Origin of the sequence: Methylobacterium oryzae, from assembly GCF_036441375.1 — a bacterium.
GTDB classification, from domain to species: Bacteria; Pseudomonadota; Alphaproteobacteria; order Rhizobiales; family Beijerinckiaceae; genus Methylobacterium; species Methylobacterium oryzae_A.
In genome coordinates this window covers 624,460-648,641 of record NZ_MLCA01000010.1, presented here as the reverse complement: position 1 = coordinate 648,641, position 24,182 = coordinate 624,460, and the positions used below count along the sequence as shown (strand labels likewise).

23 protein-coding genes are annotated in these 24,182 nt (G+C 70.6%); 9 read left to right on the top strand and 14 right to left on the bottom strand.

Features of this window, described 5'->3' with window-relative positions; all coding sequences use genetic code 11:
• Nucleotides 1–151 precede the first annotated feature (151 nt).
• Both MOTC310_RS21460 and MOTC310_RS21455 read left to right on the top strand, forming a co-directional pair.
• Nucleotides 152–1,015, top strand: coding sequence for a cytochrome b/b6 domain-containing protein (locus tag MOTC310_RS21460; RefSeq protein ID WP_331303221.1), 864 nt, complete (start codon nt 152–154; stop codon nt 1,013–1,015).
• Entirely contained in the window at nt 1,012–1,971 is a 960-nt protein-coding gene (locus tag MOTC310_RS21455; RefSeq protein WP_331303220.1) for a molybdopterin-dependent oxidoreductase, read from the top strand. The genes MOTC310_RS21460 and MOTC310_RS21455 overlap by 4 nt, the downstream gene beginning before the upstream one ends.
• Before the next feature lie 4 nt (nt 1,972–1,975).
• Here the strand turns inward: MOTC310_RS21455 and MOTC310_RS21450 are convergent, their stop codons facing one another.
• Both MOTC310_RS21450 and MOTC310_RS21445 read right to left on the bottom strand, forming a co-directional pair.
• Nucleotides 1,976–2,248: a BrnA antitoxin family protein gene (locus MOTC310_RS21450; protein ID WP_331303219.1), complete on the bottom strand. Its 273-nt coding sequence runs from the start codon at nt 2,246–2,248 to the stop codon at nt 1,976–1,978.
• 28 nt (nt 2,249–2,276) lie between these two features.
• Nucleotides 2,277–2,549 (bottom strand): BrnT family toxin, encoded by a 273-nt coding sequence (locus MOTC310_RS21445; protein ID WP_331303218.1) that lies wholly within the window; start codon nt 2,547–2,549, stop codon nt 2,277–2,279.
• A gap of 206 nt (nt 2,550–2,755) precedes the next feature.
• On the opposite strand from MOTC310_RS21445, the gene topA reads away from it, so the two are divergent.
• Complete coding sequence (gene topA / locus MOTC310_RS21440; protein ID WP_331303217.1) at nt 2,756–5,440, top strand: type I DNA topoisomerase; 2,685 nt, start codon at nt 2,756–2,758, stop codon at nt 5,438–5,440.
• 185 nt (nt 5,441–5,625) lie between these two features.
• Here topA and MOTC310_RS21435 read toward each other — a convergent pair whose 3' ends face one another.
• Nucleotides 5,626–5,814: a hypothetical protein gene (locus MOTC310_RS21435; RefSeq protein WP_331303216.1), complete on the bottom strand. Its 189-nt coding sequence runs from the start codon at nt 5,812–5,814 to the stop codon at nt 5,626–5,628.
• Nucleotides 5,815–6,173: 359 nt separating this feature from the next.
• Here MOTC310_RS21435 and parE point away from each other — a divergent pair, with 359 nt between their 5' ends.
• Nucleotides 6,174–8,234 (top strand): DNA topoisomerase IV subunit B, encoded by a 2,061-nt coding sequence (gene parE, locus MOTC310_RS21430; RefSeq protein WP_331303215.1) that lies wholly within the window; start codon nt 6,174–6,176, stop codon nt 8,232–8,234.
• Between the two features lie 63 nt (nt 8,235–8,297).
• Here parE and MOTC310_RS21425 read toward each other — a convergent pair whose 3' ends face one another.
• A complete protein-coding gene (locus MOTC310_RS21425; RefSeq protein ID WP_331303214.1) occupies nt 8,298–8,792 on the bottom strand; it encodes a PRC-barrel domain-containing protein in 495 nt (164 codons plus the stop codon).
• Nucleotides 8,793–9,008: 216 nt separating this feature from the next.
• On the bottom strand, nt 9,009–9,875 hold the full coding sequence (locus MOTC310_RS21420) for an outer membrane protein (RefSeq protein ID WP_331303213.1): 867 nt from the start codon (nt 9,873–9,875) through the stop codon (nt 9,009–9,011).
• A 452-nt stretch (nt 9,876–10,327) separates the two neighbouring features.
• Between MOTC310_RS21420 and MOTC310_RS21415 the strand changes: the two genes are divergently transcribed.
• The 3 genes from MOTC310_RS21415 to MOTC310_RS21405 all read left to right on the top strand — a co-directional run bounded on the left by MOTC310_RS21415 (nt 10,328) and on the right by MOTC310_RS21405 (nt 13,630).
• Nucleotides 10,328–10,696 (top strand): hypothetical protein, encoded by a 369-nt coding sequence (locus MOTC310_RS21415; protein ID WP_331303212.1) that lies wholly within the window; start codon nt 10,328–10,330, stop codon nt 10,694–10,696.
• Between the two features lie 209 nt (nt 10,697–10,905).
• Nucleotides 10,906–12,471 (top strand): DEAD/DEAH box helicase, encoded by a 1,566-nt coding sequence (locus MOTC310_RS21410; protein ID WP_331303211.1) that lies wholly within the window; start codon nt 10,906–10,908, stop codon nt 12,469–12,471.
• Between the two features lie 100 nt (nt 12,472–12,571).
• Nucleotides 12,572–13,630, top strand: a complete 1,059-nt coding sequence (locus MOTC310_RS21405) for a GGDEF domain-containing protein (RefSeq protein WP_331291069.1) — start codon at nt 12,572–12,574, stop codon at nt 13,628–13,630.
• A gap of 90 nt (nt 13,631–13,720) precedes the next feature.
• Here MOTC310_RS21405 and MOTC310_RS21400 read toward each other — a convergent pair whose 3' ends face one another.
• Together MOTC310_RS21400 and MOTC310_RS21395 are read right to left on the bottom strand one after the other, a co-directional pair.
• Nucleotides 13,721–14,098 (bottom strand): HesB/IscA family protein, encoded by a 378-nt coding sequence (locus tag MOTC310_RS21400; RefSeq protein ID WP_331291068.1) that lies wholly within the window; start codon nt 14,096–14,098, stop codon nt 13,721–13,723.
• 349 nt (nt 14,099–14,447) lie between these two features.
• Nucleotides 14,448–15,440 carry a threo-3-hydroxy-L-aspartate ammonia-lyase gene (locus tag MOTC310_RS21395; protein ID WP_331303210.1) on the bottom strand — a complete coding sequence of 331 codons (993 nt, stop codon included), beginning with the start codon at nt 15,438–15,440 and terminating at the stop codon, nt 14,448–14,450.
• 218 nt (nt 15,441–15,658) lie between these two features.
• Between MOTC310_RS21395 and MOTC310_RS21390 the strand changes: the two genes are divergently transcribed.
• Nucleotides 15,659–15,883 carry a hypothetical protein gene (locus MOTC310_RS21390; protein ID WP_331291065.1) on the top strand — a complete coding sequence of 75 codons (225 nt, stop codon included), beginning with the start codon at nt 15,659–15,661 and terminating at the stop codon, nt 15,881–15,883.
• 45 nt (nt 15,884–15,928) lie between these two features.
• On the opposite strand, the gene lpdA is transcribed toward MOTC310_RS21390, so the two are convergent.
• From lpdA to MOTC310_RS21355, 7 genes are all read right to left on the bottom strand, one after another.
• Nucleotides 15,929–17,368, bottom strand: a complete 1,440-nt coding sequence (lpdA, locus tag MOTC310_RS21385; protein WP_331291064.1) for a dihydrolipoyl dehydrogenase — start codon at nt 17,366–17,368, stop codon at nt 15,929–15,931.
• Between the two features lie 13 nt (nt 17,369–17,381).
• Nucleotides 17,382–18,791 (bottom strand): pyruvate dehydrogenase complex dihydrolipoamide acetyltransferase, encoded by a 1,410-nt coding sequence (locus MOTC310_RS21380; RefSeq protein WP_331303209.1) that lies wholly within the window; start codon nt 18,789–18,791, stop codon nt 17,382–17,384.
• Nucleotides 18,792–18,795: 4 nt separating this feature from the next.
• Nucleotides 18,796–19,392 carry a Uma2 family endonuclease gene (locus tag MOTC310_RS21375; RefSeq protein WP_331303208.1) on the bottom strand — a complete coding sequence of 199 codons (597 nt, stop codon included), beginning with the start codon at nt 19,390–19,392 and terminating at the stop codon, nt 18,796–18,798.
• A 15-nt stretch (nt 19,393–19,407) separates the two neighbouring features.
• Nucleotides 19,408–19,695, bottom strand: a complete 288-nt coding sequence (locus tag MOTC310_RS21370) for a DUF5076 domain-containing protein (RefSeq protein WP_331291060.1) — start codon at nt 19,693–19,695, stop codon at nt 19,408–19,410.
• Between the two features lie 59 nt (nt 19,696–19,754).
• Nucleotides 19,755–21,197 (bottom strand): pyruvate dehydrogenase complex E1 component subunit beta, encoded by a 1,443-nt coding sequence (locus MOTC310_RS21365; RefSeq protein ID WP_331291059.1) that lies wholly within the window; start codon nt 21,195–21,197, stop codon nt 19,755–19,757.
• 57 nt (nt 21,198–21,254) lie between these two features.
• A complete protein-coding gene (gene pdhA / locus MOTC310_RS21360; RefSeq protein ID WP_331291057.1) occupies nt 21,255–22,340 on the bottom strand; it encodes a pyruvate dehydrogenase (acetyl-transferring) E1 component subunit alpha in 1,086 nt (361 codons plus the stop codon).
• 172 nt (nt 22,341–22,512) lie between these two features.
• A complete protein-coding gene (locus tag MOTC310_RS21355) occupies nt 22,513–22,824 on the bottom strand; it encodes an FtsB family cell division protein (RefSeq protein ID WP_012317989.1) in 312 nt (103 codons plus the stop codon).
• A gap of 113 nt (nt 22,825–22,937) precedes the next feature.
• Between MOTC310_RS21355 and MOTC310_RS21350 the strand changes: the two genes are divergently transcribed.
• Nucleotides 22,938–24,140 (top strand): adenylate/guanylate cyclase domain-containing protein, encoded by a 1,203-nt coding sequence (locus MOTC310_RS21350; RefSeq protein ID WP_331303207.1) that lies wholly within the window; start codon nt 22,938–22,940, stop codon nt 24,138–24,140.
• Nucleotides 24,141–24,182: the final 42 nt, after the last annotated feature.

The following is a 24,182-nucleotide window of genomic DNA, read 5'->3' as shown; positions in this document are numbered from 1 at the left end:
GTGCGCCGATTGGCGCGGTCCTACTCCGAGAGGCGGCTGCGGCCTTTTTCCCGGCGGATGGTAACCGAGGAGTCCTGCCCCACGTATTCGCCCGAACGGTCGGAAAGCAGACGCTTCCCGGCTCCGCGCCGCACGCCCGGGATCCAGACGCTTGGCCGCCTCCCCTGCCCTCGAAGCCCCCGAGACCGTCGACCGGCACGGGCGCCGCTGGTTCTACCGCCATCCGCTGGTGATCCGGCTGGCGCACTGGATCAACGCCGCCGTGCTGCTGGTGCTGCTGATGAGCGGCCTGCAGATCTTCAACGCCCACCCGGCCCTCTACTGGGGGTCGGTCTCGACCTTCGACAGCCCGGCGCTCGCCATCACCAGCGAGCAGGGAAGCGACGGCACGAGCCGCGGCGTCGTGACGGTCGGCTCCCACAGCCTCGAAACCACCGGGGTGCTCGGCCTCTCGAAGGAGGGCGGCACCGAGGTGGAGCGCGCCTTCCCGTCCTGGGCGACCCTGCCGGCCGATCAGGACCTCGCGACCGGGCGACGCTGGCACTTCCTGTTCGCGTGGCTCCTGGTGATCAACGGCGCGGTCTACCTCCTCTACGGCCTGTTCTCCGGCCAGCTCCGCCGCCGCCTGATCCCGGACGGCGACCAGATCCGCGATTTCGGCGGCTCCGTGAAGGAGCACCTGCTCCTGCGCTTCCCCGAGGGTACGGAGGCCAAGCGCTACAACGTCATCCAGAAGCTGACCTACCTCGTCCTCGTGCTGGGCCTGCTGCCCGCGATGGTGCTCGCCGGCCTCGCCATGTCGCCGGGGATGGACGCCGCGTGGCCCTGGCTCACCGAGCTGTTCGGCGGCCGGCAATCGGCGCGCAGCGTCCACTTCATCGCGGCCGGGCTGATCGTGCTGTTCGTGGTGGTCCACGTGCTGCTCGTGATCGTCTCCGGCCTCGTCAACAACATGCGCGGCATGCTCACCGGCTGGTTCAGCCTCGGCCGTCCCGAGAAGGAACCCGCCCGATGATCCTCCACCGCCGCAAGCTCCTCACCGCGGGCGCCGGCCTGATGGGCACCGCGCTCCTCGGCGGCTGCGACCGGTTCGCCGGGACCGGGACGGGGCAGCGCACCCTCCAGGTCGGCGAGGACGCCAACGAATACGTCCAGCGCCTGCTGATGTCGCCCGCGACCCTGGCCCGGGAATTCCCGGCCTCGATGATCTCGCCCTGGTTCAAGCCGAACGGCACCATCGACCCGCCGGACCGCGCCTACCGGGCGCTGGCGGCGCGGACATTCTCGGACTTCAAGCTGACGGTGGACGGGCTGGTCCAGACGCCGCTCGCGCTCAGCCTCGTGGACCTGCGCGCCCTGCCCTCGCGCACCCAGATCACCCGCCACGACTGCGTGGAGGGCTGGAGCTGCATCGGGCAGTGGAGCGGCGTGCCGCTCGCCGAGGTGCTGAAGAAGGCCGGGCTGAAGCCGCAGGCGCGCTACGCGGTGTTCCACTGCGCCGACACGCTGGAGTTCGAGGCCGGGCCCAAGGGCGGGGGCAAGGGGCGCGGCCAGGGGGCGTCCCTGCGGCGCCCGACCCATCCGGGCGCGGTTCGCGAGGCCTATATCCAGCTCGCCGCCGCCGACGATTGGGGCGGCCCGGCCACCGCCACCGACGCGCCCAAGGACGATTGGGGCCAGGGCAGCCCGGCCCCGGAGCCCGAGGCGACTGGGATACCGATCCGCTACTACGAGAGCATCGACCTCTACGACGCCGTCAACCCGCAGACGATCCTGGCCTACGACCTCAACGGCAAGCCGCTGCCGGTCTCGAACGGCGCGCCCCTGCGCCTGCGGGTCGAGCGCCAGCTCGGCTACAAGCAGGCCAAGTACGTGATGCGGGTCGAGATGGTGGAGTCGCTCGAAGGCATCGGCCAGGGCGGCGGCGGCTACTGGGAGGATCGCGGCTACGAGTGGTACGCGGGAATCTGACGGCTCAGCGCGGCGTCTCCCCGCGCTCGCGTTCGACCGCCTCCATCAGGACGGCATTGACGCGGGCCTGCCAGCCGGGCCCCTGAGCGCGGAAATGCGCGGCCACGTCCGGAAGGAGACGGATCGTGTCCGGTCCGTCAGCCATTCCAGGGGCCATGTCGGGTGGCCCGCGCCGCACGAACCGGTCGCCGGAATAGAAGTCGGCGCGCTCGAGCATCGCATCCGTCAGCTCGGGGATCTCGTCGTACTCCTCCGACGTGATCGCGTGCGCGTCCATCTTGACGAGGTCGCTCTTCACCGGGGCCTCAGCGGATGAGCGGTGCGTAGCGCTTCTGCTCCCTGGCATTGGCCTTCCTCATCGAGAAAACATGGTGGTCCTGGTCCCGAGGCGTCCAGATCACGATGACCATGCGGCCGGCCAGGAGGCCGACCGTGACGAGACGGATCTCGCCGTAGTCCTGACGGACATCCTCGAACGTGAACGTCCGGCCCGCAAACACCAGTGCCGCATCCTCGAAGTCGAGCCCGCGTTCCGCGCGGGTCCGACTGCGCTTGGCCGGATCGTAGGTGACCGCCATCGCGCCCCGTTCATATAAGCCGCTCGCGCGGCATACGACGAGTCCCTCGGGCGAGGCTTGCGCGGACTCGCGATTTGACAACCCGCCGCCCGTGACCCACTTGTGCCCGGCGCGCGGCCCCGGCCCGACGGCGGGCATACGTCCCACGCGAATCTCGAACAGAATTCGTCCGTCGCGCCCAGGCTCCGTCAGGGGCAGAGGTCTGAATGAAAGTCGTCGTCGTCGAGTCGCCGGCCAAAGCCAAGACGATCAATAAGTATCTCGGCCGCGACTATGAAGTCATCGCCTCCTTCGGGCATATCCGCGACCTGCCGCCCAAGGACGGCTCGGTGGATCCCGAGCAGGACTTCCACATGGTCTGGGAGCTGGCTGACCGCGGGGCGAGCCGGGTCTCGGAGATCGCCAAGGCGGTCAAGGGCGCCGACAAGCTGATCCTCGCCACCGACCCCGACCGCGAGGGCGAGGCGATCTCCTGGCACGTCCTCGAGGCGCTGACCGCCCGCAAGGCGCTCAAGGGCATCCCGGTCGAGCGCGTGACCTTCAACGCCATCACCAAGGCGTCGGTCGAGCAGGCGATGCGCAAGCCGCGGGAGATCGACCAGGCGCTGGTCGACGCCTACCTGGCGCGCCGGGCGCTCGACTACCTCGTGGGCTTCAACCTCTCGCCGGTCCTGTGGCGCAAGCTGCCGGGCGCCCGCTCGGCCGGGCGCGTGCAGTCCGTGGCGCTCCGCCTCGTCGTCGAGCGCGAGATGGAGATCGAGCGGTTCAAGCCGCGCGAGTACTGGACGCTCATCGCGACGCTGACGACCGCCGACGGCGCGACCTTCGAGGCCCGCCTCGTCGGCGCCGACGGCAAGCGCATCCAGCGCCTCGACGTCGGCACCGGCGAGGAGGCCGCCGCCTTCAAGCGCGACCTTGAACTCGCGACCTTCCAGGTGGCGAGCGTCGAGGCCAAGCCCGCCAAGCGCCACCCGCAGCCGCCCTTCACCACCTCGACCCTCCAGCAGGAGGCATCGCGAAAACTCGGGATGGCGCCGGCCCAGACCATGCGGGTCGCCCAGCGCCTCTACGAGGGCGTCGATATCGGCGGCGAGACGGTCGGCATCATCACCTACATGCGGACCGACGGCGTCGACATGGCGCCGGAGGCGATCCAGGACGCCCGCCGGGTGATCGGCAAGGAGTTCGGCGACCGCTACGTGCCGGACGTGCCGCGCAAGTACAGCGTCAAGGCCAAGAACGCCCAGGAGGCCCACGAGGCGGTGCGCCCCACCGACATGGGCCGCCTGCCCAAGGCGGTGGCGCGCCATCTGGAGCCAGAGCAGGCCCGGCTCTACGAGCTGATCTGGACCCGCACCATGGCGAGCCAGATGGAATCGGCCGAGCTGGAGCGGACCACCGTGGACGTCACGGCGCAGGTCGGGCCGCGCAGGATCGACCTGCGCGCCACCGGCCAGGTGGTGAAGTTCGACGGCTTCCTGGCCCTGTATCAGGAGGGCAAGGACGACGAGGAGGACGAGGAGAGCCGCCGCCTGCCGCCCATGAAGGCTGGCGATCCCCTCGACCGCGAGCGGATCAGCTCGACCCAGCACTTCACCGAGCCGCCGCCGCGCTACTCCGAGGCGAGCCTCGTGAAGCGCATGGAGGAGCTCGGCATCGGCCGTCCGTCCACCTACGCGGCCGTGCTGCAGACCCTGCGCGATCGCGAGTACGTCAAGATCGAGAAGAAGCGGCTGCAGCCGGAGGACAAGGGACGGCTCGTCACGGGCTTCCTGGAGAGCTTCTTCCGGCGCTACGTCGAGTACGATTTCACTGCCGGCCTCGAGGAGCAGCTCGACCGCGTCTCCAACGCCGAGATCGACTGGCGGGCGGTGCTGCGCGACTTCTGGCGCGACTTCTCCGCGGCGATCGGCGAGACCAAGGAGCTGCGCGTCACCGACGTGCTGGAGGCGCTGAACGGCCTCCTCGGGCCGCACATCTTCCCCGACAAGGGTGACGGCTCGAACCCGCGCACCTGCCCGACCTGCGGGTCCGGCCAGCTCTCGCTGAAGCTCGGCAAGTTCGGCGCCTTCATCGGCTGCTCGAACTACCCGGAGTGCAAGTACACCCGCCAGCTCTCCGCCTCGGGCGTCGACGGCGAGGGAGAGGGCTCCTCGGCCGAGGGCGGCCAGCCGGGCGTCCGGGTGCTGGGCGACGATCCTGCGACCGGCCTGCCGGTGACGCTGCGCGACGGCCGGTTCGGGCCGTTCCTGCAGCTCGGCGAGGCCTCCGCCGAGAAGGGCGCGGAGAAGCCGAAGCGCTCGTCGCTGCCCAAGGGACTCAGCCCCTCGGACGTGGATCTGAACAAGGCGCTGGCCCTGCTGGCGCTGCCCCGCGAGGTCGCGCGCCACCCCGAGACCGGCGAGCCGATCCTGGCCAATCTCGGCCGGTTCGGTCCGTACGTGCAGCACGGGAAGACCTACGCCAATCTCGGCAAGGACGACGACGTGCTGGAGATCGGGGCTAACCGCGCCATCGACCTGATCGTCGCCAAGGAGCAGGGCGGCGGCCGAGGCCGCCCGGCCGCCGATCCGGGCCGGCCGCTCGGTAAGGACGAGGCCAGCGGCCGCGACCTCGTGGTCAAGGCCGGCAAGTACGGTCCCTACGTCACGGACGGGGAAGTCAACGCCACGCTGCCGAAGACGATGAGCGCCGAGGCGCTGACGCTGGAGGAGGCGGTCGCCCTGGTGAACGCCAAGCGCGCCGCGGGTGGCGGCAAGCCGGCGAAGCGCGGCGCGGTCCGGAAGAGTTCGGCGCGGGCGTCGAGCGGCGACAAGCCGGCGGCGAAGAAGACCGCCACCAAGAAGCCGGCGGCCAAGAAGGCTGCGGCGAAGACGTCGGGCGCGGGCTGAAGCGTTCGTGGACGAGGACGAGGTAGGCCGGCGAGTCCGCCCGTCCTTGCGAGCGGAGCGGAGCAATCCAGTGCAGCGCGAGGCTTTCGACCGTGCGCCGACTGGGTTGCTTCGCTCCGCTCGCAGAGACGCGGGTGAGGCAGCGTTGCCGCCCTCTCACCGCGGGGTGCGGTCAGCGATCGGGATCAGACCAGATAGGTGATGGTCGCCGCGACCGCGGTCGCAAAGGTCGCCAAGGTGATCGTGGTGGCATTGACCAGCGCCCGCCCGGCCGGCACGACGGCCGCGTCGTCATCGCAGCCGAAGGCGGCGCCGGCCGCGTGCTCGAATCGGATCAGCGTGAGGCGGCGGGCCTCGATCGCGGCGTCGCTCATGGACTGCGGCTCCCTGACCACGGTCAAGATTTATCTCCGCCATCAACGTCGATCGGCCCGTTCTGTTCCGGGCGTCGCCTGTGGATGCCGGGCCGTCGGGTCACGAGAAAGCCTTAACCCATTGTTGTGCAACGTCGTGATGACGGACCGCCCCGCGGACCGGCGTCCCGATACCGCCGCGGCCCTCGCTCGCGGCGGCGCAGCATGCGATGATGCGACCGCTTCGCCGCAGGGCGAGCGGCTTTGATGTTTATGGTTTGTTCCGCTATCATGCGGGGATGAAGGCGCATGCTCCACGACCCAACACCCGTCTGCGCGACCCCGAGCCGGCCGACGCGCCGCGCGCGCGGAGGCCGCGCGTGAGCGATCCGGCGCGGGACCTGTTCGGGCCGGGCGGCAAGGGCGCCGCGGCCCGCCCGCCCGAGCCGCGGCGGCGCCTGGACGCCTCGGCCTCCGTGGCGACGCTCGCGGCCGCCGAGCCCGAGGGCGGCTACACCGCCTCCGACATCGAGGTGCTGGAGGGGCTGGAGCCCGTCCGGCGCCGGCCCGGCATGTATATCGGCGGCACCGACGAGCGGGCGCTGCACCACCTCTTCGCCGAGGTGATCGACAACTCGATGGACGAGGCGGTGGCGGGCCATGCCAGCTTCATCGAGGTGGAGCTGGAGGAATCCGGCGCCCTCGTGGTGACCGACAACGGCCGCGGCATCCCGGTCGACCCGCACCCGAAATTCCCCGGCAAGTCGGCGCTGGAGGTCATCATGACCACGCTGCACGCCGGCGGTAAGTTCGACTCGAAGGTCTACGAGACCTCCGGCGGCCTGCACGGCGTCGGCATCTCGGTGGTGAACGCGCTCTCCGACCTGCTCGAGGTCGAGGTGGCGCGCAACCAGACCCTCTACCGCCAGACCTTCTCGCGCGGTCACGCGCAGGGGGCGCTGGAGCTGGTCGGCCGGGTCCAGAACCGGCGCGGCACCCGGGTCCGCTTCCACCCGGACGCCCAGATCTTCGGCTCGCTGAAGTTCGACCCGCGCCGCCTGTTCAAGATGGCGCGCTCGAAGGCCTACCTGTTCGGCGGCGTCGAGATCCGCTGGCGCTGCGCCCCCGCCCTCCTCGAGGGGCTGGAGGACGTGCCGGCGGAGGCCGTCCACCGCTTCCCCGACGGGTTGCGCGACTATCTCGCCCGCGACATCGACGGCAAGGAGCTCGTCACCGAGGCGATGTTCTCCGGCAAGATCACCAAGCCGGGCTCGCACGGGTCGCTCGAATGGGCGGTGGCCTGGATGGTCGCCGAGGACGGGATCTCGCACTCCTACTGCAACACGATCCCGACGCCCGAGGGCGGCACCCACGAGGCGGGCCTGCGGGTGGCGCTGCTGCGCGGCCTGCGCGAGCACGCCGAGCGGGTGAACCAGGCCAAGCGCATGACGGCGGTGACCACCGACGACGTCATGGCGACCTGCGCGTCGATGCTCTCGGTCTTCATCCGCGAGCCGGAGTTCCAGGGGCAGACCAAGGACAAGCTCGCCACCGTGGAGGCCCAGCGCATCGTCGAGACGGCGGTGCGCGACGCCTTCGATCACTGGCTCGCCGCCTCCCCGGCCCAGGCCAATAAGCTCCTCGACTGGGTGATCGACCGGGCCGAGGAGCGCCTGCGCCGCCGCCAGGAGAAGGAGGTCGCCCGCAAGAGCGCGACCCGCAAGCTCCGTCTGCCCGGCAAGCTCGCCGACTGTTCCGCGGCCGGCACCGCGGGCTCGGAGATCTTCATCGTCGAGGGTGATTCCGCCGGTGGCTCGGCCAAGCAGGCGCGCGACCGGGCGACCCAGGCGATCCTGCCGCTGCGCGGCAAGATCCTCAACGTCGCCTCGGCCTCCCGCGACAAGCTCGGCGCCAACCAGCTGATCTCGGATCTCACCCTGGCGCTCGGCTGCGGCACCGGAACGGCCTTCCGCGAGACGGACCTGCGCTACGACAAGGTGATCATCATGACGGACGCCGACGTGGACGGCGCCCACATCGCCTCGCTGCTGATCACGTTCTTCTACCGTCAGATGCCGAAGCTGATCGACCGCGGACACCTCTACCTCGCGATCCCGCCGCTCTACCGGCTGCAGCAGGGCTCGAAGGTGGCGTATGCCCGGGATGACGCCGATCGCGAGCGGATCATCAAGACGGTGTTCAAGGGCGGCAAGGTCGAGATCGGGCGGTTCAAGGGCCTCGGCGAGATGATGCCGGCCCAGCTCAAGGAGACCACCATGGACCCGAGGAAGCGCACGCTCCTGCGCGTCGCGGTCCTGGACGAGGCCCGGGAGTCGACGGGCGACACGGTCGAGCGGCTGATGGGCAACAAGCCCGAGGCCCGCTTCGCCTTCATCAGCGAGCGCGCGGCCTTCGCCGAGGGCGCCGACCTCGACATCTGACGCCGTCGAGACAGGCGCGCCGACGCGGCCCCGCCGCGTCGGCCAATGGATCGCGGCCGCGGCTCAGCGGGGCGCCGGGATCACCTTGGCCGGGTCGAAGGGCTGGGCCGCCGCCACCGCGTCCTTGCCCATGTTGAGGACCGCCGAGAACCGGTCGCCGCCGGGCCGCAGCACCAGGGCTCCCGGCTCGACCGCGATGAGCTTGCTGCCGAGGCCCAGGAAGCCGCCGACGTCGATCACCACAGCCCTGAGCGTCCCGCCATCGGTGATGAGGAGGTCCTCGATCTTGCCGACGCTGTCGCCCGCGGCGTTGCGCACCGTCACGCCGATCATCTTCGTGGTCAGGAAGCTGACGGGCCTGAGTCCCTGACGCTTGGCGGCGTCCTCGGCGCTCGCCGCCTCCATCAGCCTCCCGACGCCTTTCCCGTCCGTCGAGGTCCCCGGCCCCGTGCCGGGCAGGATCGTGTCCTTGCCGATCACGGTGGCGTCCTGCGCGGATGCCGGTGCGCCCGCGAGGCCGAGGGCGGCGAGCGACAGGAGAAGAATTCGGCTTCGCATGGCTGATCGCTCCGCGCGCCCGGTCCCTGCGTGGAAGGCCCTGTCCGGGTCCCCGTGGGGCGCCGCGGTCTCAATCGCGGGCGGCGCGCGCGGTTCCGGCCCTCCCTGTCGCACCCGGACCGGCCGAACGGCGGCCCCGGAACGCGAAAGGGCCCGGCCTTGCGGCCGGGCCCTTCCGAGGCGCGGAGCCGGCCAAGCCGGCTCCGGCGTTCGATCTCAGTAGGAGCCGAACTTGTAGTTCAGGCCGGCGCGGACGACGGCGAACTCGGTCTTGGCGGCGGCGCCGTTGAGGTAGGCGGTGCCGTTCGGGGGCAGGAGGTTGCCGTAGAACACGCCACCGGCGGCGTTCTTCTGGCGGTCGAGGCTGACGTACAGGCCTTCGACCTTGAGCGTCACGGCGTTCGAGCGGAAGAAGTTCAGGAACGAGTCGGTCGGCAGGGCGTACTCGATGCCGCCGCCGGCGGCCCAGCCGGTGCGGAAGCTGTCGCGGAAGCGGTTGCCGGAGAAGTTCTGATCGTCCTGGCCCGAGCCGTAGGCGAAGCCGCCGGTGCCGTACACGAGAGTGCGGTCGAAGGCGTAGCCGAGGCGGCCGCGCACCGTGCCGAAGTAGTCGAGGCCGTTGCCGCTGGTGGCGACGAAGGCGCGCGGAGCGGCGAAGGCGATGCCCGGGGCGCCGCCGAAGGCGTAGTTCTGGGTGGCGTTGGCGCGGCGGGCGAAGTCGACGTACTGGGCGTCGGCCTCGAAGCCGATCACGACGCCGGAGCCCGGGGTGAACTGGTAGTTGTAGCCGATCTGGGCGCCGCCCGAGAAGCCGTCGTTGTTGCTGCGGTTGTTGACGCTGACGACGCCGGCGGTGCCGGGGGAGTTGATCAGCGAGCCGCCCGGCAGGGCGTAGTTGCTGGTGTTGCGGCTGCTGGCGTCGAAGCCGTAGCCGGCGTTCACACCGAAGTAGAAGCCGGTCCAGGTGAACACCGGCACCGGGGTGAACACCGGCGGCGGCGCGGCGCGACGCGGCAGGTCGGCGGCGGACGCCGCGGCGGTCATGCCGGCGAGGACGGTGGATGCGAGGAGAAGCTTCTTCATGATGGTGTTCGGTCCTGGGGTTAGCTTGAGCCGGCAGCCTTCTAGGCGCTCTCGGATGGCGGGTCTGTCGCTTTCCTGCAACAAGCCTCCTCAGGCTAGGGACATCTCGTCAACGAAAGATGAAGACTAGACGGTCGTGTGCCGGAATAGTCGGCGCGTCCGCACTGGTGGACCGGCCCTAGACAGCTGCAAAAGCCTGGAAGACGAGCTGCCTTGCGCGCCGTGCATATTGGCGGACGTCGCCGCGGTTTCGGGGAGAGCGCCGAAGGTCTCGGGATAGGCAGGCGGCGGCCGACGTTTTATTCCGGCACAACTTTGAGGAGAGATGGTGCCGACCCGTAAGCGATCGGTTAACTGTGTTCCCCGATGGTCCGGCGTGCGGAGGGCCCGCCCCCGATCCCCCGTTGCGCCCCGAACCGAACCCGGTCCTCGGCCGGCGGAGACCGCTATCCATGCAGATCCCCGACGATCGGAGCCGGACGACCTTCGGCAAGCGCCGGGCCGCGGAAGCCGCGCTCGGCGCTCAGGCCGGTCCGTCCGTCGCGCGGGTGGCGCGTGCCCGGTCGGGCCGGACCGCGAGCCCCCTCCCCTGGGCGCTGCGGATGGCCGGCCTCGTCGGGGTCGTCGCGGTGATCGCCGCCTACCAGCTCGCGCGGCTGAGCCAACCCGACGCAGCGCCGGCCCGGACCGCCCTCGCCGCGGCGACGCTCCCGCCGGTGACCGAGCCCGAGACGACCGGCGCGATCGCGGCGGCGCGCTCCGCGCGGTCCACCCGTCTGGACCCTTGTCTCGCCCCCGCGAACGCTCGTCTCCGGCCCTGATCGGAGGCCGTTTCCAGGGCCGATCCTCTGTGCGTGGCCGCCCGCTATTGCCATTGCGAGATTGACAAGTCGCGCCAAGGCCCTAACTGACAGGCAGCATGCGCCCCGCGGCCCCGGGAGCGTCCGAGCGCCCCGCGCGAGCCTTTCCCAGCCGTTGCCGCGACGGTGTCCTTCGCGCCGGCCGGGCGCGCAACGGTTCCTGAACGCAGATGCCTTTTTCCGACCTGGGACTGAGTGAGAAAGTCCTGAACGCCGTCGAAGCGGCGGGTTACACGGAGCCGACGCCGATCCAGGCCGAGGCCATCCCCCACGTGCTGGCGCGCCGCGACGTCCTCGGGATCGCCCAGACCGGCACCGGCAAGACGGCGGCGTTCACGCTGCCGATGCTGACGCTGCTGGAGAACGGCCGCGCCCGCGCCCGGATGCCGCGCACGCTGATCCTGGAGCCGACCCGCGAGCTGGCCGCCCAGGTGGTCGAGAATTTCGACCGCTACGGCACCAACCACAAGCTCAACGTGGCGCTGATCATCGGCGGCGTCTCCTTCGCCGACCAGGACGCCAAGCTGATGCGCGGCACCGACGTGCTGATCGCGACGCCGGGGCGCCTCCTCGACCATTTCGAGCGCGGCAAGCTGCTGCTCACGGGCGTCGAGCTGCTGGTCATCGACGAGGCCGACCGCATGCTCGACATGGGGTTCATCCCCGACATCGAGCGCATCGTGAAGATGGTACCGTTCACCCGGCAGACCCTGTTCTTCTCGGCGACCATGCCGCCGGAGATCGAGCGGCTGGCGGACATGTTCCTGCACAACCCGCAGCGGGTCGAGGTGGCCCGGCCCGCCTCCACGGCGACCACGATCACCCAGCGCCTCGTCGCCACCGGCGCCGAGGGCCACGCCAAGCGCGAGCGCCTGCGCACCCTGATCCGCGGCGAGGGCGAGCTGAAGAACGGGATCATCTTCTGCAACCGCAAGCGCGACGTCGCGCTGCTGCAGAAATCCCTGGTCAGCCACGGCTTCGACGCCGCCGCCCTCCACGGCGACATGGACCAGCGCGCCCGCACGACGGCGCTCGACGGGTTCCGCAACGGTGAGACCGCCCTGCTCGTCGCCAGCGACGTGGCGGCGCGCGGCCTCGATATCCCGGCGGTCAGCCACGTCTTCAACTTCGACGTGCCGCATCACCCGGAGGATTACGTCCACCGGATCGGCCGCACCGGCCGCGCCGGCCGGAGCGGCACGGCCTACACGCTGGTCGCCCCCGACGACACCCGCTCCCTCGGCGCCATAGAGGCGCTGATCGGGCAGCCGATCCCTTGGCTGGACGGCGACCTGTCGAGCGTGGCCGAATCGTCCGGCGACACCGCTACGCGGCACCGCGGCCGGTCGAGCGACGGGCGCCGGGGTACGCGCTCCGCCAAGGGCGGTGGCCGGAGCGGCGACAAGGGCGCCGCCGACAAGGGCGCTGACAAGGGCGTCGTCGAGAAGAGCGCCCGGAGCGCCGGCGAGACCGAGGAGGTCCGCGAGCGTCCGACCCGGTCTCGCGGTGGCCGCGGCGCGGCGCGCGCGGAGAGCCGTCCGGACGATCGTGCCGAGAGCCGCTCCGAGAACCGTCCGGAGCCGCGCGCGTCGGGCCGCTCGACAGGACGCGGCGGTGAGTCCGCGCGCGAGGAGCGCGGGCGCCGGATCGAGGCGGATGGGGACACGCCCGTGGGCCTCGGCTCCCACGTCCCGGCCTTCCTGCTTCGACCAGTCTTGGCGAAGAAGGATAAGTAACAGACGTCGTTCGGGCTTAACTGTCCGGCTACCAGGCAGCCGTATATCAGGTCAGGGCCACGGCGCATGCGCGCCGGTCGCCCCGGACCACGGGATACGGATGAGCCAGGAGACCTATTCGGATCGCGATCGCAGCTTCGCCTTGGCGAAGCGCAGCCACGATCTGATTCGCGACTACGGCCCCTCCGCGACGCCGCGCGCCTATGCCGTCTGGTACGCCTACGTCTCGGGGGAGCTGCCGCTCCTCGCCGACGCCGTGAAGCGTCTCACCACCCAGAACGGCTGCCTCACCGAGGGCGATATCGACGACCTTCACGAGACCTATCTCGACGGGCGCCGCCTCGCGAGCACCACCGACGACGTCAGCCGCATCGTCCTCAGCGAGATCGCGGCCGTCACCGAGATCCTGGACCTCTCCCTGGGCTCGACGGCGCAGTACAGCGAGTCGCTGCGCGGGGTCGCCCAGGACCTCTCCCAGGGCGTCCCGAGCCGGGTGCGGTTCGGCGAGATCGTCGCGACGCTGGCCGCCACGACCCGCGAGGTTGCCGCCAACAACCGGATCCTCGAGGCCCGGATGCGCGAGACCCGCAGCGAGATCGAGACCCTGCGCGAGAAACTCGAGGCGACCCGGCGCGAGAGCCTGACGGACGCCCTGACGGGGCTGGCGAACCGCAAGCATTTCGAGGAGTCGCTGAAGGCCTCGATGGAGACGGCGCGGGCGCGCACCACGCCCATGAGCCTGATCATCCTCGACATCGACTTCTTCAAGCGATTCAACGACCTCTACGGTCACCTCACGGGCGACCAGGTCCTGCGGCTCGTGGCGATCGTGATGCGCGAGAATGCCGGCAAGCAGGCGCAGCTCGCCCGGTTCGGCGGCGAGGAATTCGGCATCATCCTCCCGGGGGCCGACCGGGCGGTGGCCAAGCAGGTGGCTGAGACGGTCCGCACCAGCGTCATGGGGCGCGAGCTGGTCAAGCGCTCGACCGGCGAGTCGCTCGGCAAGATCACCATCTCCCTGGGGGTCGCGGTGCTGCGCCCGGGCGACACGCCGGCCTCGCTGATGGAGCGGGCCGATCTGTGCATGTTCGCGGCGAAGCGTTCCGGCCGGAACCGCTTCCTCGACGACGCCGCCGAGTCGCTGTCGCAGGTCGCCTGAGGGCGCGCCGCGGCGACGCCCCGCATCCGCGCACGAAGGGCCGGGCGGCGGCGCACTGCCGGCCCGCTCCGCTCCGTGGCGGGGAGCTTCTCAGACCTGCGCGGGCAGGCGGTCCGCCGAGACCGGCGTGATCGCCACCGACTCCCCGCAGCCGCAGGCCGAGGTCTGGTTCGGGTTGTTGAACACGAACTGCGACGCCAGCTTGTTGGTCGTGAAGTCCATCTCGGTGCCGAGCAGGAACAGCACCGCCTTCGGGTCGACGAAGACGCGCACGCCGCGATCCTCGACCACGTCCTCGCCGGGCTTGACCGCCTCGGCATATTCCATCGTGTAGGACATGCCGGCGCAGCCGCCGTTGCGGACACCGACGCGGAGCCCGGCAATCGGCCGGTCGGCCTCCGCCATGATCGCCTTGATCCGATCGGCAGCCCGATCGGTCAGCGAGAGAACCTTGAAACCTGCGGACATCGTCACCCTCCCGCCCATCCGGGTTCAAGGCCCGGGGACGCGCATTCTGACCCGCTCAAGATAAGCATTGGGTTGAGGCCGGTCCACCGCGCCGGGGTCACACCGGCCCGGCATTCGGCGCCGAAGCGCCGTGCCCGATCACAAGGCTTGGGTGATCCCACCCAACTCCCTCATCCTGAGGTGACCGCGAAGCGGGCCTCGAAGGAGCCCTCCAGCTGGCCGAGCGATCCCTGGAGCCCTCCTTCGAGGCCTCCGCTGCGCTCCGGCACCTCAGGATGAGGCGGTGGGTCGGATCGCCGCTTTTCGGGCTTCCAAAGGGTTGCCGTGCGGCCCCCCGTCTCAACTTGGCTCAGGCGGCCCCGGCGGTGAGCTGCGCGAAGGTCGCGAGATCGACGTTGCCGCCGCTGATCACCACCCCGACCCGCTTGCCCCGGACATTCACCAGGCCGTTGAGCACCGCCGCCGCCGCGAGGCAGCCGGTGGGCTCGACCACGATCTTCATCCGGCTCGCGAAGAACCGCATGGTCTCGACGAGCTGGGCGTCCGAGACCGTGACGATGTCGGCGACGTGCCGGCGGATGATCGCGAAGGTGAGGTCGCCCAGCGCCGTCGACTGCGCGCCGTCGGCGATGGTGCGGGGCACCGGGATCGTCACCACCTGCCCCTCCCGGAACGAGCGCTGCCCGTCATTGCCGGCCTCGGGCTCGACGCCGATCACCCGGCAGCCCGGGGACAGGTCCGCGGCGGCGAGCGCGCAGCCCGCGAGCTGGCCGCCGCCGCCGAGGCAGGCCACCAGCACGTCGAGGTCGCCCACGGTCTCGATCAGCTCCTGCGCCAGCGTCCCCTGCCCGGCGATGACGTCGGGATGGTTGAAGGGCGGGATCAGCGTCAGGCCGCGGGGCCCCGCGATCGACCGGCCGAGCGCCTCGCGGTCCTGGCTGTAGCGGTCGTACAGGATCACCTCGGCGCCGTAGCCGCGGCTGCCCTCGATCTTCGCCGCCGGGGCGTCCTCCGGCATGATGATCGTGGCCGGGGCGCCGAGCAGGCGGCAGGCCAGGGCGACCGCCTGGGCGTGGTTGCCCGACGAGAAGGTGATCACCCCGCGGGCGCGCTCCGCCTCCGGCAACGCGCTGATGGCGTTGTAGGCCCCGCGGAACTTGAAGGCCCCGGCCCGCTGCAGGTTCTCGGCCTTGAAGAACAGCTTCGCGCCGGTCATCGCGTCGGCGGTGCGGGAGGTGAGCACCGGCGTGCGGTGCGCGGCCCCCGCGATGCGCTCGGCCGCGCGCGCCACGTCGGCATAGGTGGGCAGGCCGGTGACCGCCGCGCCGTGTTCGCCCTGCATCGGATCCCGCCTCGTTCCCGCTCTGCGTGAGCGCGACTCATACGGGCGATCGGGCCCGCGCGCATCCCAGGCTCATGCACAGCCGGAAGCGGAGCCATTCGCCCGCTCACGGCTTATCCCGGCAAGGCCAGCTTGGCCGGAACGCTGGGGGGCGTCACCATGCAGATGGAAGTCGCGGACAGAATTTCGGTTGGCCCGTCAGCCTGCGAGGGAGTCTCGTGAGCGCCTGGGCCCGCGAGCGGCCGCTGGACGACGGGGCAACCGCAGTCACGTTCCGGGGCCGCGGGCTGGCACTGAGGTCCGGTACGCGGCTGATCCTGCTCGTCTGCCCGCTCTGCTCGCAGCGCAACGCGCAGCGCGGCGCCGAGCAGGGCATCTGCGAATGGTGTGCCTACGTGCCGTCACCGGAGCAGGCGGAGCCGGTGGAGGCGGTCGGTGGCTGAGGACGGCGCTGCGGCCGAGTACGGCCGCAGACGCGCAGATCCCGACTACGTATGGATCACCTTCCCATACGCATCGAGCACGCTCTCGTGCATCATCTCGCTGAGCGTCGGGTGCGGGAACACCGTGTGCATCAGCTCCTCCTCGGTGCTCTCCAGATTCATCGCCACCACGTAGCCCTGGATCAGCTCGGTCACCTCGGCGCCGACCATGTGGGCGCCGAGCAGCTGGCCGGTCTTGGCGTCGAACACGGTCTTGATCAGCCCGTCCGGCTCGCCGAGCGCGATCGCCTTGCCGTTGCCCGCGAAGGGGAACCGGCCGACCTTCACCGAGAAGCCCTGCTCCTTGGCCTTGGCCTCGGTGAGCCCGACGCTGGCGATCTGCGGCTGGCAGTAGGTGCAGCCCGGGATCTTGGCCTTGTCCATCGGGTGCGTGTGCAGGCCCTTGATGGTCTCGATGCAGATGACGCCCTCGTGCTCGGCCTTGTGGGCGAGCATCGGCGGGCCGGCGACGTCGCCGATGGCGTAGAGGCCGGGCACGTTGGTGCGGCCGAGCCCGTCGGTCACCACGATGCCGCGGTCGATCTTCACCCCGAGCTTCTCGAGGCCGATATTCTCGATGTTGCCGACGACGCCCACCGCCGAGATCAGCTTCTCGGCCGTGATCTGCTGGGTCTTGCCGTCGCCGCCCTCGATGGTCGCCGTGATGGAGTTCGCGCCCTTCTCGACCTTCGTGACCTTGGCGCCGGTGAGGATCTTGATGCCCTGCTTCTCGAAGCGCTTGCGGGCGAGGCCGGCGATCTCGGCATCCTCCACGGGCAGGATCTGCGGCAGCAGCTCCACCACGGTCACCTCGGCGCCCATGGTCCGGTAGAACGAGGCGAACTCGATGCCGATGGCACCCGAGCCCATCACCAGCAGGCTCTTGGGCATCGTCTCGGGGACCATGGCCTCGTAGTAGGTCCAGATCAGCTTCTTGTCGGGCTCGATCCCGGGGATCGCCCGGGGGCGAGCGCCGGTCGCCACGATGATGTGCTTGGCCTGGTAGGTGCCGGCGCCCTTGGCGCCCTTCGGCGGCTCGGCGCGCTTGGTCTCCTTCACGGTGACCTGGCCGGGCTGGTTGCCCTTCGCGACGCTGTCGACCGCGGCCTCGCCCCAGATCACGTCGACCTTGTTCTTCTTGAGCAGCATGCCGACGCCGCCGTTGAGGCGGGCCGAGACGCCGCGAGAGCGCTTCACGATGGCGGCGGTGTCGAACCCGACCTTCTCAGCCGTCAGCCCGTACTCGCCGGGATGCTGGAAGTAGTGGAAGATCTCGGCCGAGCGGAGCAGGGCCTTGGTGGGGATGCAGCCCCAGTTCAGGCAGATTCCGCCGAGATGCTCGCGGTCGACCACGGCGGTCTTGAAGCCGAGCTGCGCCGCGCGGATCGCCGTGACGTAGCCGCCGGGCCCGGCGCCGATGATGAGGACGTCGTAGGTGTCGGACATCGTGTGCTCCGGCTCAGACCAGCATGCCCATCGGGTTCTCGATCAGCCCCTTGAAGGCCGAGATCAGCTCCGCCCCGAGCGCCCCGTCGAGCACCCGGTGATCGCACGACAGGGTGCAGGTCATCACCTGGACGACCGCCGGCGCCCCGTCCTTCACGACGACGCGCTTCTCGCCGGCGCCCACCGCCAGGATGCTCGATTGCGGCGGGTTGATCACCGCGGTGAAGTGCTTGATCCCGAACATGCCGAGGTTCGACACCGAGGTGACGCCGCCCTGATACTCCTCGGGCTTCAGCTTCTTGGCGCGCGCTCGGGCGGCGAAATCCTTCATCTCGTTGGAGATGGTCGAGAGCGTCTTCTCGTTCGCCCGGCGGATCACCGGGGTGAACAGCCCGCCGTCGATCGCCACCGCGACGCCGACCTCGGCGTTCTTGAAGCGCAGGATCCGGTCCTCGGCCCAGACCGCGTTGGCGGCCGGCACGCGGGTCAGGGCGAGGCCCATCGCCTTGATGACGAAGTCGTTCACCGAGAGCTTGAAGGCGGGCTTGCCGTCCTTGTCCTTGCCGGCGGAGCCGTTCAGCGTCTCGCGCAGCTTCATCAGCGCGTCGAGCTCGCAATCCACCGTCAGGTAGAAGTGCGGGGCGACCTGCATCGCCTCGGTGAGGCGCTTGGCGATGGTCTTGCGCATGCCGTCGAGGGGCACCTCCTCGTAGGCATCCTTGGCGAAGAAGCCCTTGACCTGGTCGGTCGTGAGGCCGGCCGGCCCGCCGCCCGCGGGGGCGGCCTTCGGGGCCGGTGCGACCGCCTTCGGCGCCTCGGCGGCGGCCTGCGCGGCGGCGGGTGCCTTGGTGGCGCCGGAGGCCTTCGCGACCTGGANGCCGTGCGGCCCGCTGCCCTGGACGGCGCCGAGATCGACGCCCTCCTGCTTGGCGATGCGCCGGGCGAGCGGCGAGGCGAAGACCCGGCCGCCCGATCCGGCCTGCGCGCCGCCCTGCGGTGCACCGCTCGGCTGCGCGCCCTCCGGCGCGGCGTTCACCCGCTCGTACGACATGTGGCCGCCGCCGGGCGTGGTGTTCTGGTCGGCCGCCGAGGCGCCGGCCGCGGGCTTGGATTCGGCCTTGGCCTCGCCGTTCGCGGCGGCTTTCGGCGCGCCGCCGGCCTGCACGCTCGACGGGTCCTCGCCCTCGGCGGCGATGATGGCGATCAGGTCGTTGACCGGCACGTCCGCGGTGCCCTCGGGCACGAGGATCTTGGCGAGCACGCCCTCGTCGATGGCCTCCACCTCCATGGTGGCCTTGTCGGTCTCGATCTCGGCCAGCACGTCGCCGGACTTGATCGCGTCACCCTCCTTCTTGAGCCACTTGGCGAGGTTGCCCTTCTCCATGGTCGGGGAGAGCGCGGGCATCAGCACGTTGATCGGCATGGCATCAGGTCTCGGGCAAGGCCGGGGCGGCCGGATCGTCGAAGGGGAAGAGGTCGTCGAGGGGGAACGGGACGGCGTCGAAGGGCGGCAGGGCCACGGTCTCGCCGCGCTGGACCGTGGCGAGGAGCACCCAGCGCCCGTCCGCGAAGGCGAAGCCTTCGAGCACGCCGGCCGCCGGGTCGAGCAGCCAGAGGTGATGGACCCCGGCCTCGCCGTAGATGCGGCGTTTGCGGCCGCGGTCGAGGCGGATCGTGGACGGCGAGAGGATCTCGCACACCCAATCCGGAGGGGTCTCGATGAAGGTATCCGCGGGCTCGGTCGGAAGCCGTTCGCGGCGCCAGCCCGCGAGGTCAGGAACAACCACGTGCGGGCCGAAACGAAGTTCCGGCCTGCTCATGAAGATCCACGCGCTCGGATCAACCCGCCTGCGCGGCATGCGGGAGCCGAGCAGAGCTGCCAGGGAGAACACGGTGGCCCCCAGCAGAGGAGGCCGTCCCCGCGGATGCGTCTCCAGCACGCCGTCGATGATCTCGGCGACGCGATGCTCCGGGACCGCCTCCAGATCCGCGTAGGTCGCCTGCCGGACAGCCGCCTCAGCCATGGTCGGCCGCCATCGTCAGTTGAAGCCGCCGGGGTCGAGCCCCTCGGCCTCCCAACCGGCGCGGATGCGCTCGACCGCCTCGTCCTCCGACATGTCGGTCTCCAGCGCGTAGGCGCGGGCGGCCTGCCGGGCGAGGTCGGCCAGGAGGCGGCCCCAGGTCGCCGGATCGTCGAAGGAGCGGCGGAGCGCCACGCTCACCGCGCCGTCCACCACGGCCGCGCGCAGCACCTCGATGCCGCCCTGTTCCAGGGCGTCGGGCGGGATGGCGAGTTCGGCGAAGTCGCGGCTGGAATCCTGGCTCATGGCGCGCCGGCTGTCCCTCGATTTGGCCGGGGCGGGCGACGCCGTCGCCCGCGCGCCCGTCACTTGTAGCAGACGCTCTTGGCCGCCTCGACGACCTCCGCCACCGTCGGCAGCGCCAGCTTCTCGAGGTTGGCCGCGTAGGGCATCGGCACGTCCTTGCCGGTAATGCGCAGGACCGGGGCGTCCAGGAAGTCGAAGGCGTCGACCATCAGGCGGGCCACGATCTCGGCGCCGACGCCGGATTGCGGGAAGCCCTCCTCCACGGTGATGCAGCGGCCGGTCTTCTTGACCGATTGCACCACCGTCTCGGTGTCCATCGGGCGGATCGTGCGCAGGTCGATCACCTCGGCCTCGATGCCCTGCTCGGCGAGCGCCTGGGCGGCCTTGAGGGCGTAGGTCATGCCGATGGCGAAGGACACGATGGTCACGTCGCTGCCGGTGCGGTGGATCTTCGCCTTGCCGATCGGCAGCACGAAGTCGTCGAGCTTCGGCACCGGGAAGGACTGCCCGTACAGGATCTCGTTCTCGAGGAAGATGATCGGGTTCGGGTCGCGGATCGCGGCCTTGAGCAGGCCCTTGGCGTCGGACGCCGTGTAGGGCGCGATGACCTTCAGGCCCGGCACGTTGGAGTACCACGCGGAGTAGTCGTGGCTGTGCTGAGCGGCGACGCGGGCGGCCGCGCCGTTGGGGCCGCGGAACACGATCGGGCAGCCGAGCTGGCCGCCGGACATGTACAGGGTCTTGGCCGCCGAGTTGATGATGTGGTCGATCGCCTGCATGGCGAAGTTGAAGGTCATGAACTCGACGATCGGCTTCAGGCCGGCCAGCGCCGCGCCCACGCCGATGCCGGCGAAGCCGTGCTCGGTGATCGGGGTGTCGACCACGCGCTTCGGCCCGAACTCCTGCAGCAGGTTCTGGGTGACCTTGTAGGCGCCCTGGTACTCGGCGACCTCCTCGCCCATGACGAAGACGTCGCCGTCGCGGCGCATCTCCTCGGCCATGGCGTCGCGCAGGGCCTCGCGGACGGTCTGGGTGACCATCGGCGTGTCGGCCGGGAACTCCTCCATCACCGGCTCTTGGGCCTTGTTGGTGATGACGGCCGGCGCGGCCGGCGCCTTCGGAGCGTCGTCGCCGGTCTTGGCCGCGGGGGCGGCCTTGTCGGCCAAGCCCTCGGCCTGCATGTCGGGCGTCGGGGCCGGGTGGCCGCCGGCGCCGTTGGGCTTGGCGCCGCCGCCGGCCTGCACGCTCGACGGGTCCTCGCCCTCGCCGGCGATGACGGCGATCGGCGTGTTGACCGCGACGCCCTCGGTGCCCTCGGCGATCAGGATCTTGGCGAGGATGCCCTCGTCGATCGCCTCCACCTCCATGGTGGCCTTGTCGGTCTCGATCTCGGCCAGCACGTCGCCGGACTTGATCGGGTCGCCCTCCTTCTTCAGCCACTTGGCGAGCTTGCCCTCCTCCATGGTGGGCGAGAGGGCGGGCATCAGGATGTCGGTCGCCATGCTCAGCTCTGCGGTCGTCGTCTCGTTAAGGGGCGGCCAGCGTCGTCGGCGACGAGCTCAGGCGTGCGCGTCCAGCAGGATGTCGGTCCACAGCTCCGAGGGATCGGGCTCTGGATCGTTGGTGGCGAACTCGGCCGAGGCGTTGACCGTCTCGCGGACCTTGGCGTCGGTGGCCTTCAGATCGGCCTCCGGCACGCCGTGCAGCTCGAGCAGGCGCTTGCGCACCATCTCGATCGGGTCGTGCTCGTCGCGCATCTTCGAGACCTCGTCCTTGGTCCGGTACTTGGCCGGATCGGACATGGAGTGGCCCCGGTAGCGGTAGGTCTGCATCTCCAGGATGTACGGGCCCTGGCCGGTGCGGGCATGCTCGATCGCCCGCGTGGCGGCCTCGCGCACGGTGCGCACGTCCATGCCGTCGACCTGCTCGCCCGGGATGCCGAAAGAGAGGCCGCGCTTCGAGAAGTCGGTCTGCGCCGAGGCCCGGGCCACCGAGGTGCCCATGGCGTAGCGGTTGTTCTCGATCACGTAGACGACCGGCAGCTTCCAGAGGGCCGCCATGTTGAAGCTCTCGTAGACCTGGCCCTGGTTGGCGGCGCCGTCGCCCATGTAGGTCAGGCTGACCTTGCCGTTCTCCCGGTAATGGTCCGCGAAGGCGAGGCCGGTGCCGAGCGAGACCTGCGCGCCGACGATGCCGTGGCCGCCGAAGAACTGCTTCTCGCGGCTGAACATGTGCATCGAGCCGCCCTTGCCGCGGCTGTAGCCGCCGCGGCGGCCGGTCAGCTCGGCCATGACGCCCTTCGGGTCCATGCCGCAGGCGAGCATGTGGCCGTGGTCGCGGTAGCCGGTGATGACCTGGTCGCCCTCGACCGAGGCCATCTGCATGCCAATCACCACGGCCTCCTGGCCGATATAGAGGTGGCAGAAGCCGCCGATCAGGCCCATGCCGTAGAGCTGGCCGGCCTTCTCCTCGAAGCGCCGGATCAGCAGCATCTCGTGGTAGGCGTGGAGATCCTCGTCCCGCGTGAATTGCGGCATGTTCGGCGCGGGGCGGTGCGCCTCGGCGGCCTGAGGGCTCGCGGCCTGCGCCGGCGCGGACGACGCGTCCTTTGCGGGCTCTTTGGCAGGCTCCTTGGCAGCGTCCATCGGCGCTCTCCCCGTGATTCCACGCGACTTCGTGGGGGTGTAGGACAGCGAGGATGGGAAAGCGAGGGCTGCCGCTCTGACAGGAAGCCGCTCTTGTCAGAGGGCTTTCGGGACTAAGGAAAACCGGCTCCCGGACTTGCGCGGGTCGAGCGCGGGACCGTTCGCGGAATGGTCAGGGCGTGATGATGACCACGTCGTTGGCGTGGACCCGGCCCAGGACGATCCGGGCGCGCTCCTCCAGGAGGTCGCGGTCGATCTGGTCGCTCTTGAGCAGGTTCACCCGGTGCTCCCAGACGGCGCGCTCGGCCTTCACGGCGGCGAGTTCCTGGCTGAGGCCGTAGGCGCGGATCTTCAGGGCCTTCTTGGCCTCGAGGCCGCGGTTGCCACTCTCGGCCTGCCACACGAAATAGCCGACAACGAGCGCCGACAGGGTCCAGAGACCCAGCGGCAACACGACCATTCTGACTCGGCGGCGCACGACCATGGCGCGACCCTCGCGCGGAAAGGTTAACGGTTCTTTTCGATCGCGCCGCGGTCGAGACAAGGGCCGGGACAGGGCCGGACCGCGGCCGGTACCGACAGGGGCGAGCCCGAGGCATGGACCTGACGCATCTGGGGCGCTGGATCGCCGCGCACGCCACGGCGACCGACGACCACGATACCCTGCTCACCGGCTTCTGCGAGGCGCTGGTCGAGGCCGGCATCCCCGTCTGGCGGGTCAGCGTCATGGCGCCGGCCCTGGACCCGACGCTGCGCGGCGTCAGCCTCAACTGGCACGCGGGCGAGGGGATGTCCTTCGTCGCCAACGCCCACGGCGCCGACGAGGAGAGCGACTGGCTCCTGAGCCCCGTCTACGCCTTGGTGGAACAGGGCGAGACCTTCGGCCGCTGGCGCCTCGACGCGCCCGGACTGGCGGTCGACTTTCCGGTCCTGAAGGCCCTCGGGGCGCAGGGCGGCGTCGACTACGTGCTGCACATCGTCGAGTTCGCGCCCGGCACCGCCCTGCGCGGCGTCGCGGTCTCGTTCTGCACCCGTGAGGCCGCCGGGTTCACCGCGGCGCACTTGTCGGCCATCGCCGGCGTGCTGCCGTTCCTGACGCTGGCGATCGCCAAGATGGGCCTCGCCCACACGTTCCGCGAGGTGTCGGCGACCTATCTCGGACGGTCCACCGCCGAGCGCATCCTCGACGGTCAGATCCGACGGGGCGAGGGGCGGGCGGTGCCGGCGGCGATCCTGCTGACCGACCTGCGCGGCTTCACGGCCCTGGCCGACCGGGTCGATCCGGCCGACATGGTCACGTGGCTCAACGAGCATTTCGACGCCCTCGGCGACCCGGTGGCGCGGCACGGCGGCGAGATCCTGAAATTCCTGGGCGACGGCTTCCTGGCGATCTTCCCGGTCCCGGACGCCGGCACCCTCCCCTGCCCGGTCTGCGGCGGCGCCCTCGACGCCGCGACCGAAGGGCTCGCCGCCAACGCGGCGCTCAACGCCCGCCGCCGCGCCGCGGATCTGCCCGAACTCCCGGCCGAGTGCGTCGTGCATTTCGGGACGGTCATCTACGGCAATGTCGGGACCGAGCGGCGGCTCGACTTCACCATCATCGGACGGGCGGTCAACGAGGCCAGCCGCATCGAGAGCCAGTGCGCGGCCCTCGGTCACGACCTCCTCGTGTCGGATTCCTTCGCCGAGCGCTGCGCGCGGCGGCTGGAGCCGGTCGGGACGATCGAGTTGCGCGGCCTGTCGCGGCCGATGCGGGTCTGGACCGTGCCGGGGGAGTCGTCCGGTGCGGCGATGACCTGAGGCGAGCGCCGTCTTCCGGGCTCGCCTGCGGCGCCCTGGGAT

Excerpts from the sequence above, each read along its gene's own strand:
- MOTC310_RS21425 (WP_331303214.1), bottom strand. The coding sequence starts at position 8,792 with ATGCGAAGCCGAATTCTTCTCCTGTCGCTCGCCGCCCTCGGCCTCGCG.
- MOTC310_RS21455 (WP_331303220.1), top strand. The coding sequence starts at position 1,012 with ATGATCCTCCACCGCCGCAAGCTCCTCACCGCGGGCGCCGGCCTGATG.
- lpdA (WP_331291064.1), bottom strand. The coding sequence starts at position 17,368 with ATGTCCGACACCTACGACGTCCTCATCATCGGCGCCGGGCCCGGCGGC.
- MOTC310_RS21400 (WP_331291068.1), bottom strand. The coding sequence starts at position 14,098 with ATGTCCGCAGGTTTCAAGGTTCTCTCGCTGACCGATCGGGCTGCCGAT.
- MOTC310_RS21395 (WP_331303210.1), bottom strand. The coding sequence starts at position 15,440 with ATGCAGGGCGAACACGGCGCGGCGGTCACCGGCCTGCCCACCTATGCC.
- MOTC310_RS21435 (WP_331303216.1), bottom strand. The coding sequence starts at position 5,814 with ATGAGCGACGCCGCGATCGAGGCCCGCCGCCTCACGCTGATCCGATTC.
- MOTC310_RS21350 (WP_331303207.1), top strand. The coding sequence starts at position 22,938 with ATGGACCTGACGCATCTGGGGCGCTGGATCGCCGCGCACGCCACGGCG.
- MOTC310_RS21365 (WP_331291059.1), bottom strand. The coding sequence starts at position 21,197 with ATGGCGACCGACATCCTGATGCCCGCCCTCTCGCCCACCATGGAGGAG.
- MOTC310_RS21420 (WP_331303213.1), bottom strand. The coding sequence starts at position 9,875 with ATGAAGAAGCTTCTCCTCGCATCCACCGTCCTCGCCGGCATGACCGCC.
- pdhA (WP_331291057.1), bottom strand. The coding sequence starts at position 22,340 with ATGGACGCTGCCAAGGAGCCTGCCAAAGAGCCCGCAAAGGACGCGTCG.
- MOTC310_RS21410 (WP_331303211.1), top strand. The coding sequence starts at position 10,906 with ATGCCTTTTTCCGACCTGGGACTGAGTGAGAAAGTCCTGAACGCCGTC.
- MOTC310_RS21445 (WP_331303218.1), bottom strand. The coding sequence starts at position 2,549 with ATGGCGGTCACCTACGATCCGGCCAAGCGCAGTCGGACCCGCGCGGAA.
- MOTC310_RS21405 (WP_331291069.1), top strand. The coding sequence starts at position 12,572 with ATGAGCCAGGAGACCTATTCGGATCGCGATCGCAGCTTCGCCTTGGCG.
- MOTC310_RS21450 (WP_331303219.1), bottom strand. The coding sequence starts at position 2,248 with ATGGACGCGCACGCGATCACGTCGGAGGAGTACGACGAGATCCCCGAG.
- MOTC310_RS21355 (WP_012317989.1), bottom strand. The coding sequence starts at position 22,824 with ATGGTCGTGCGCCGCCGAGTCAGAATGGTCGTGTTGCCGCTGGGTCTC.
- MOTC310_RS21415 (WP_331303212.1), top strand. The coding sequence starts at position 10,328 with ATGCAGATCCCCGACGATCGGAGCCGGACGACCTTCGGCAAGCGCCGG.
- MOTC310_RS21375 (WP_331303208.1), bottom strand. The coding sequence starts at position 19,392 with ATGGCTGAGGCGGCTGTCCGGCAGGCGACCTACGCGGATCTGGAGGCG.
- MOTC310_RS21370 (WP_331291060.1), bottom strand. The coding sequence starts at position 19,695 with ATGAGCCAGGATTCCAGCCGCGACTTCGCCGAACTCGCCATCCCGCCC.
- topA (WP_331303217.1), top strand. The coding sequence starts at position 2,756 with ATGAAAGTCGTCGTCGTCGAGTCGCCGGCCAAAGCCAAGACGATCAAT.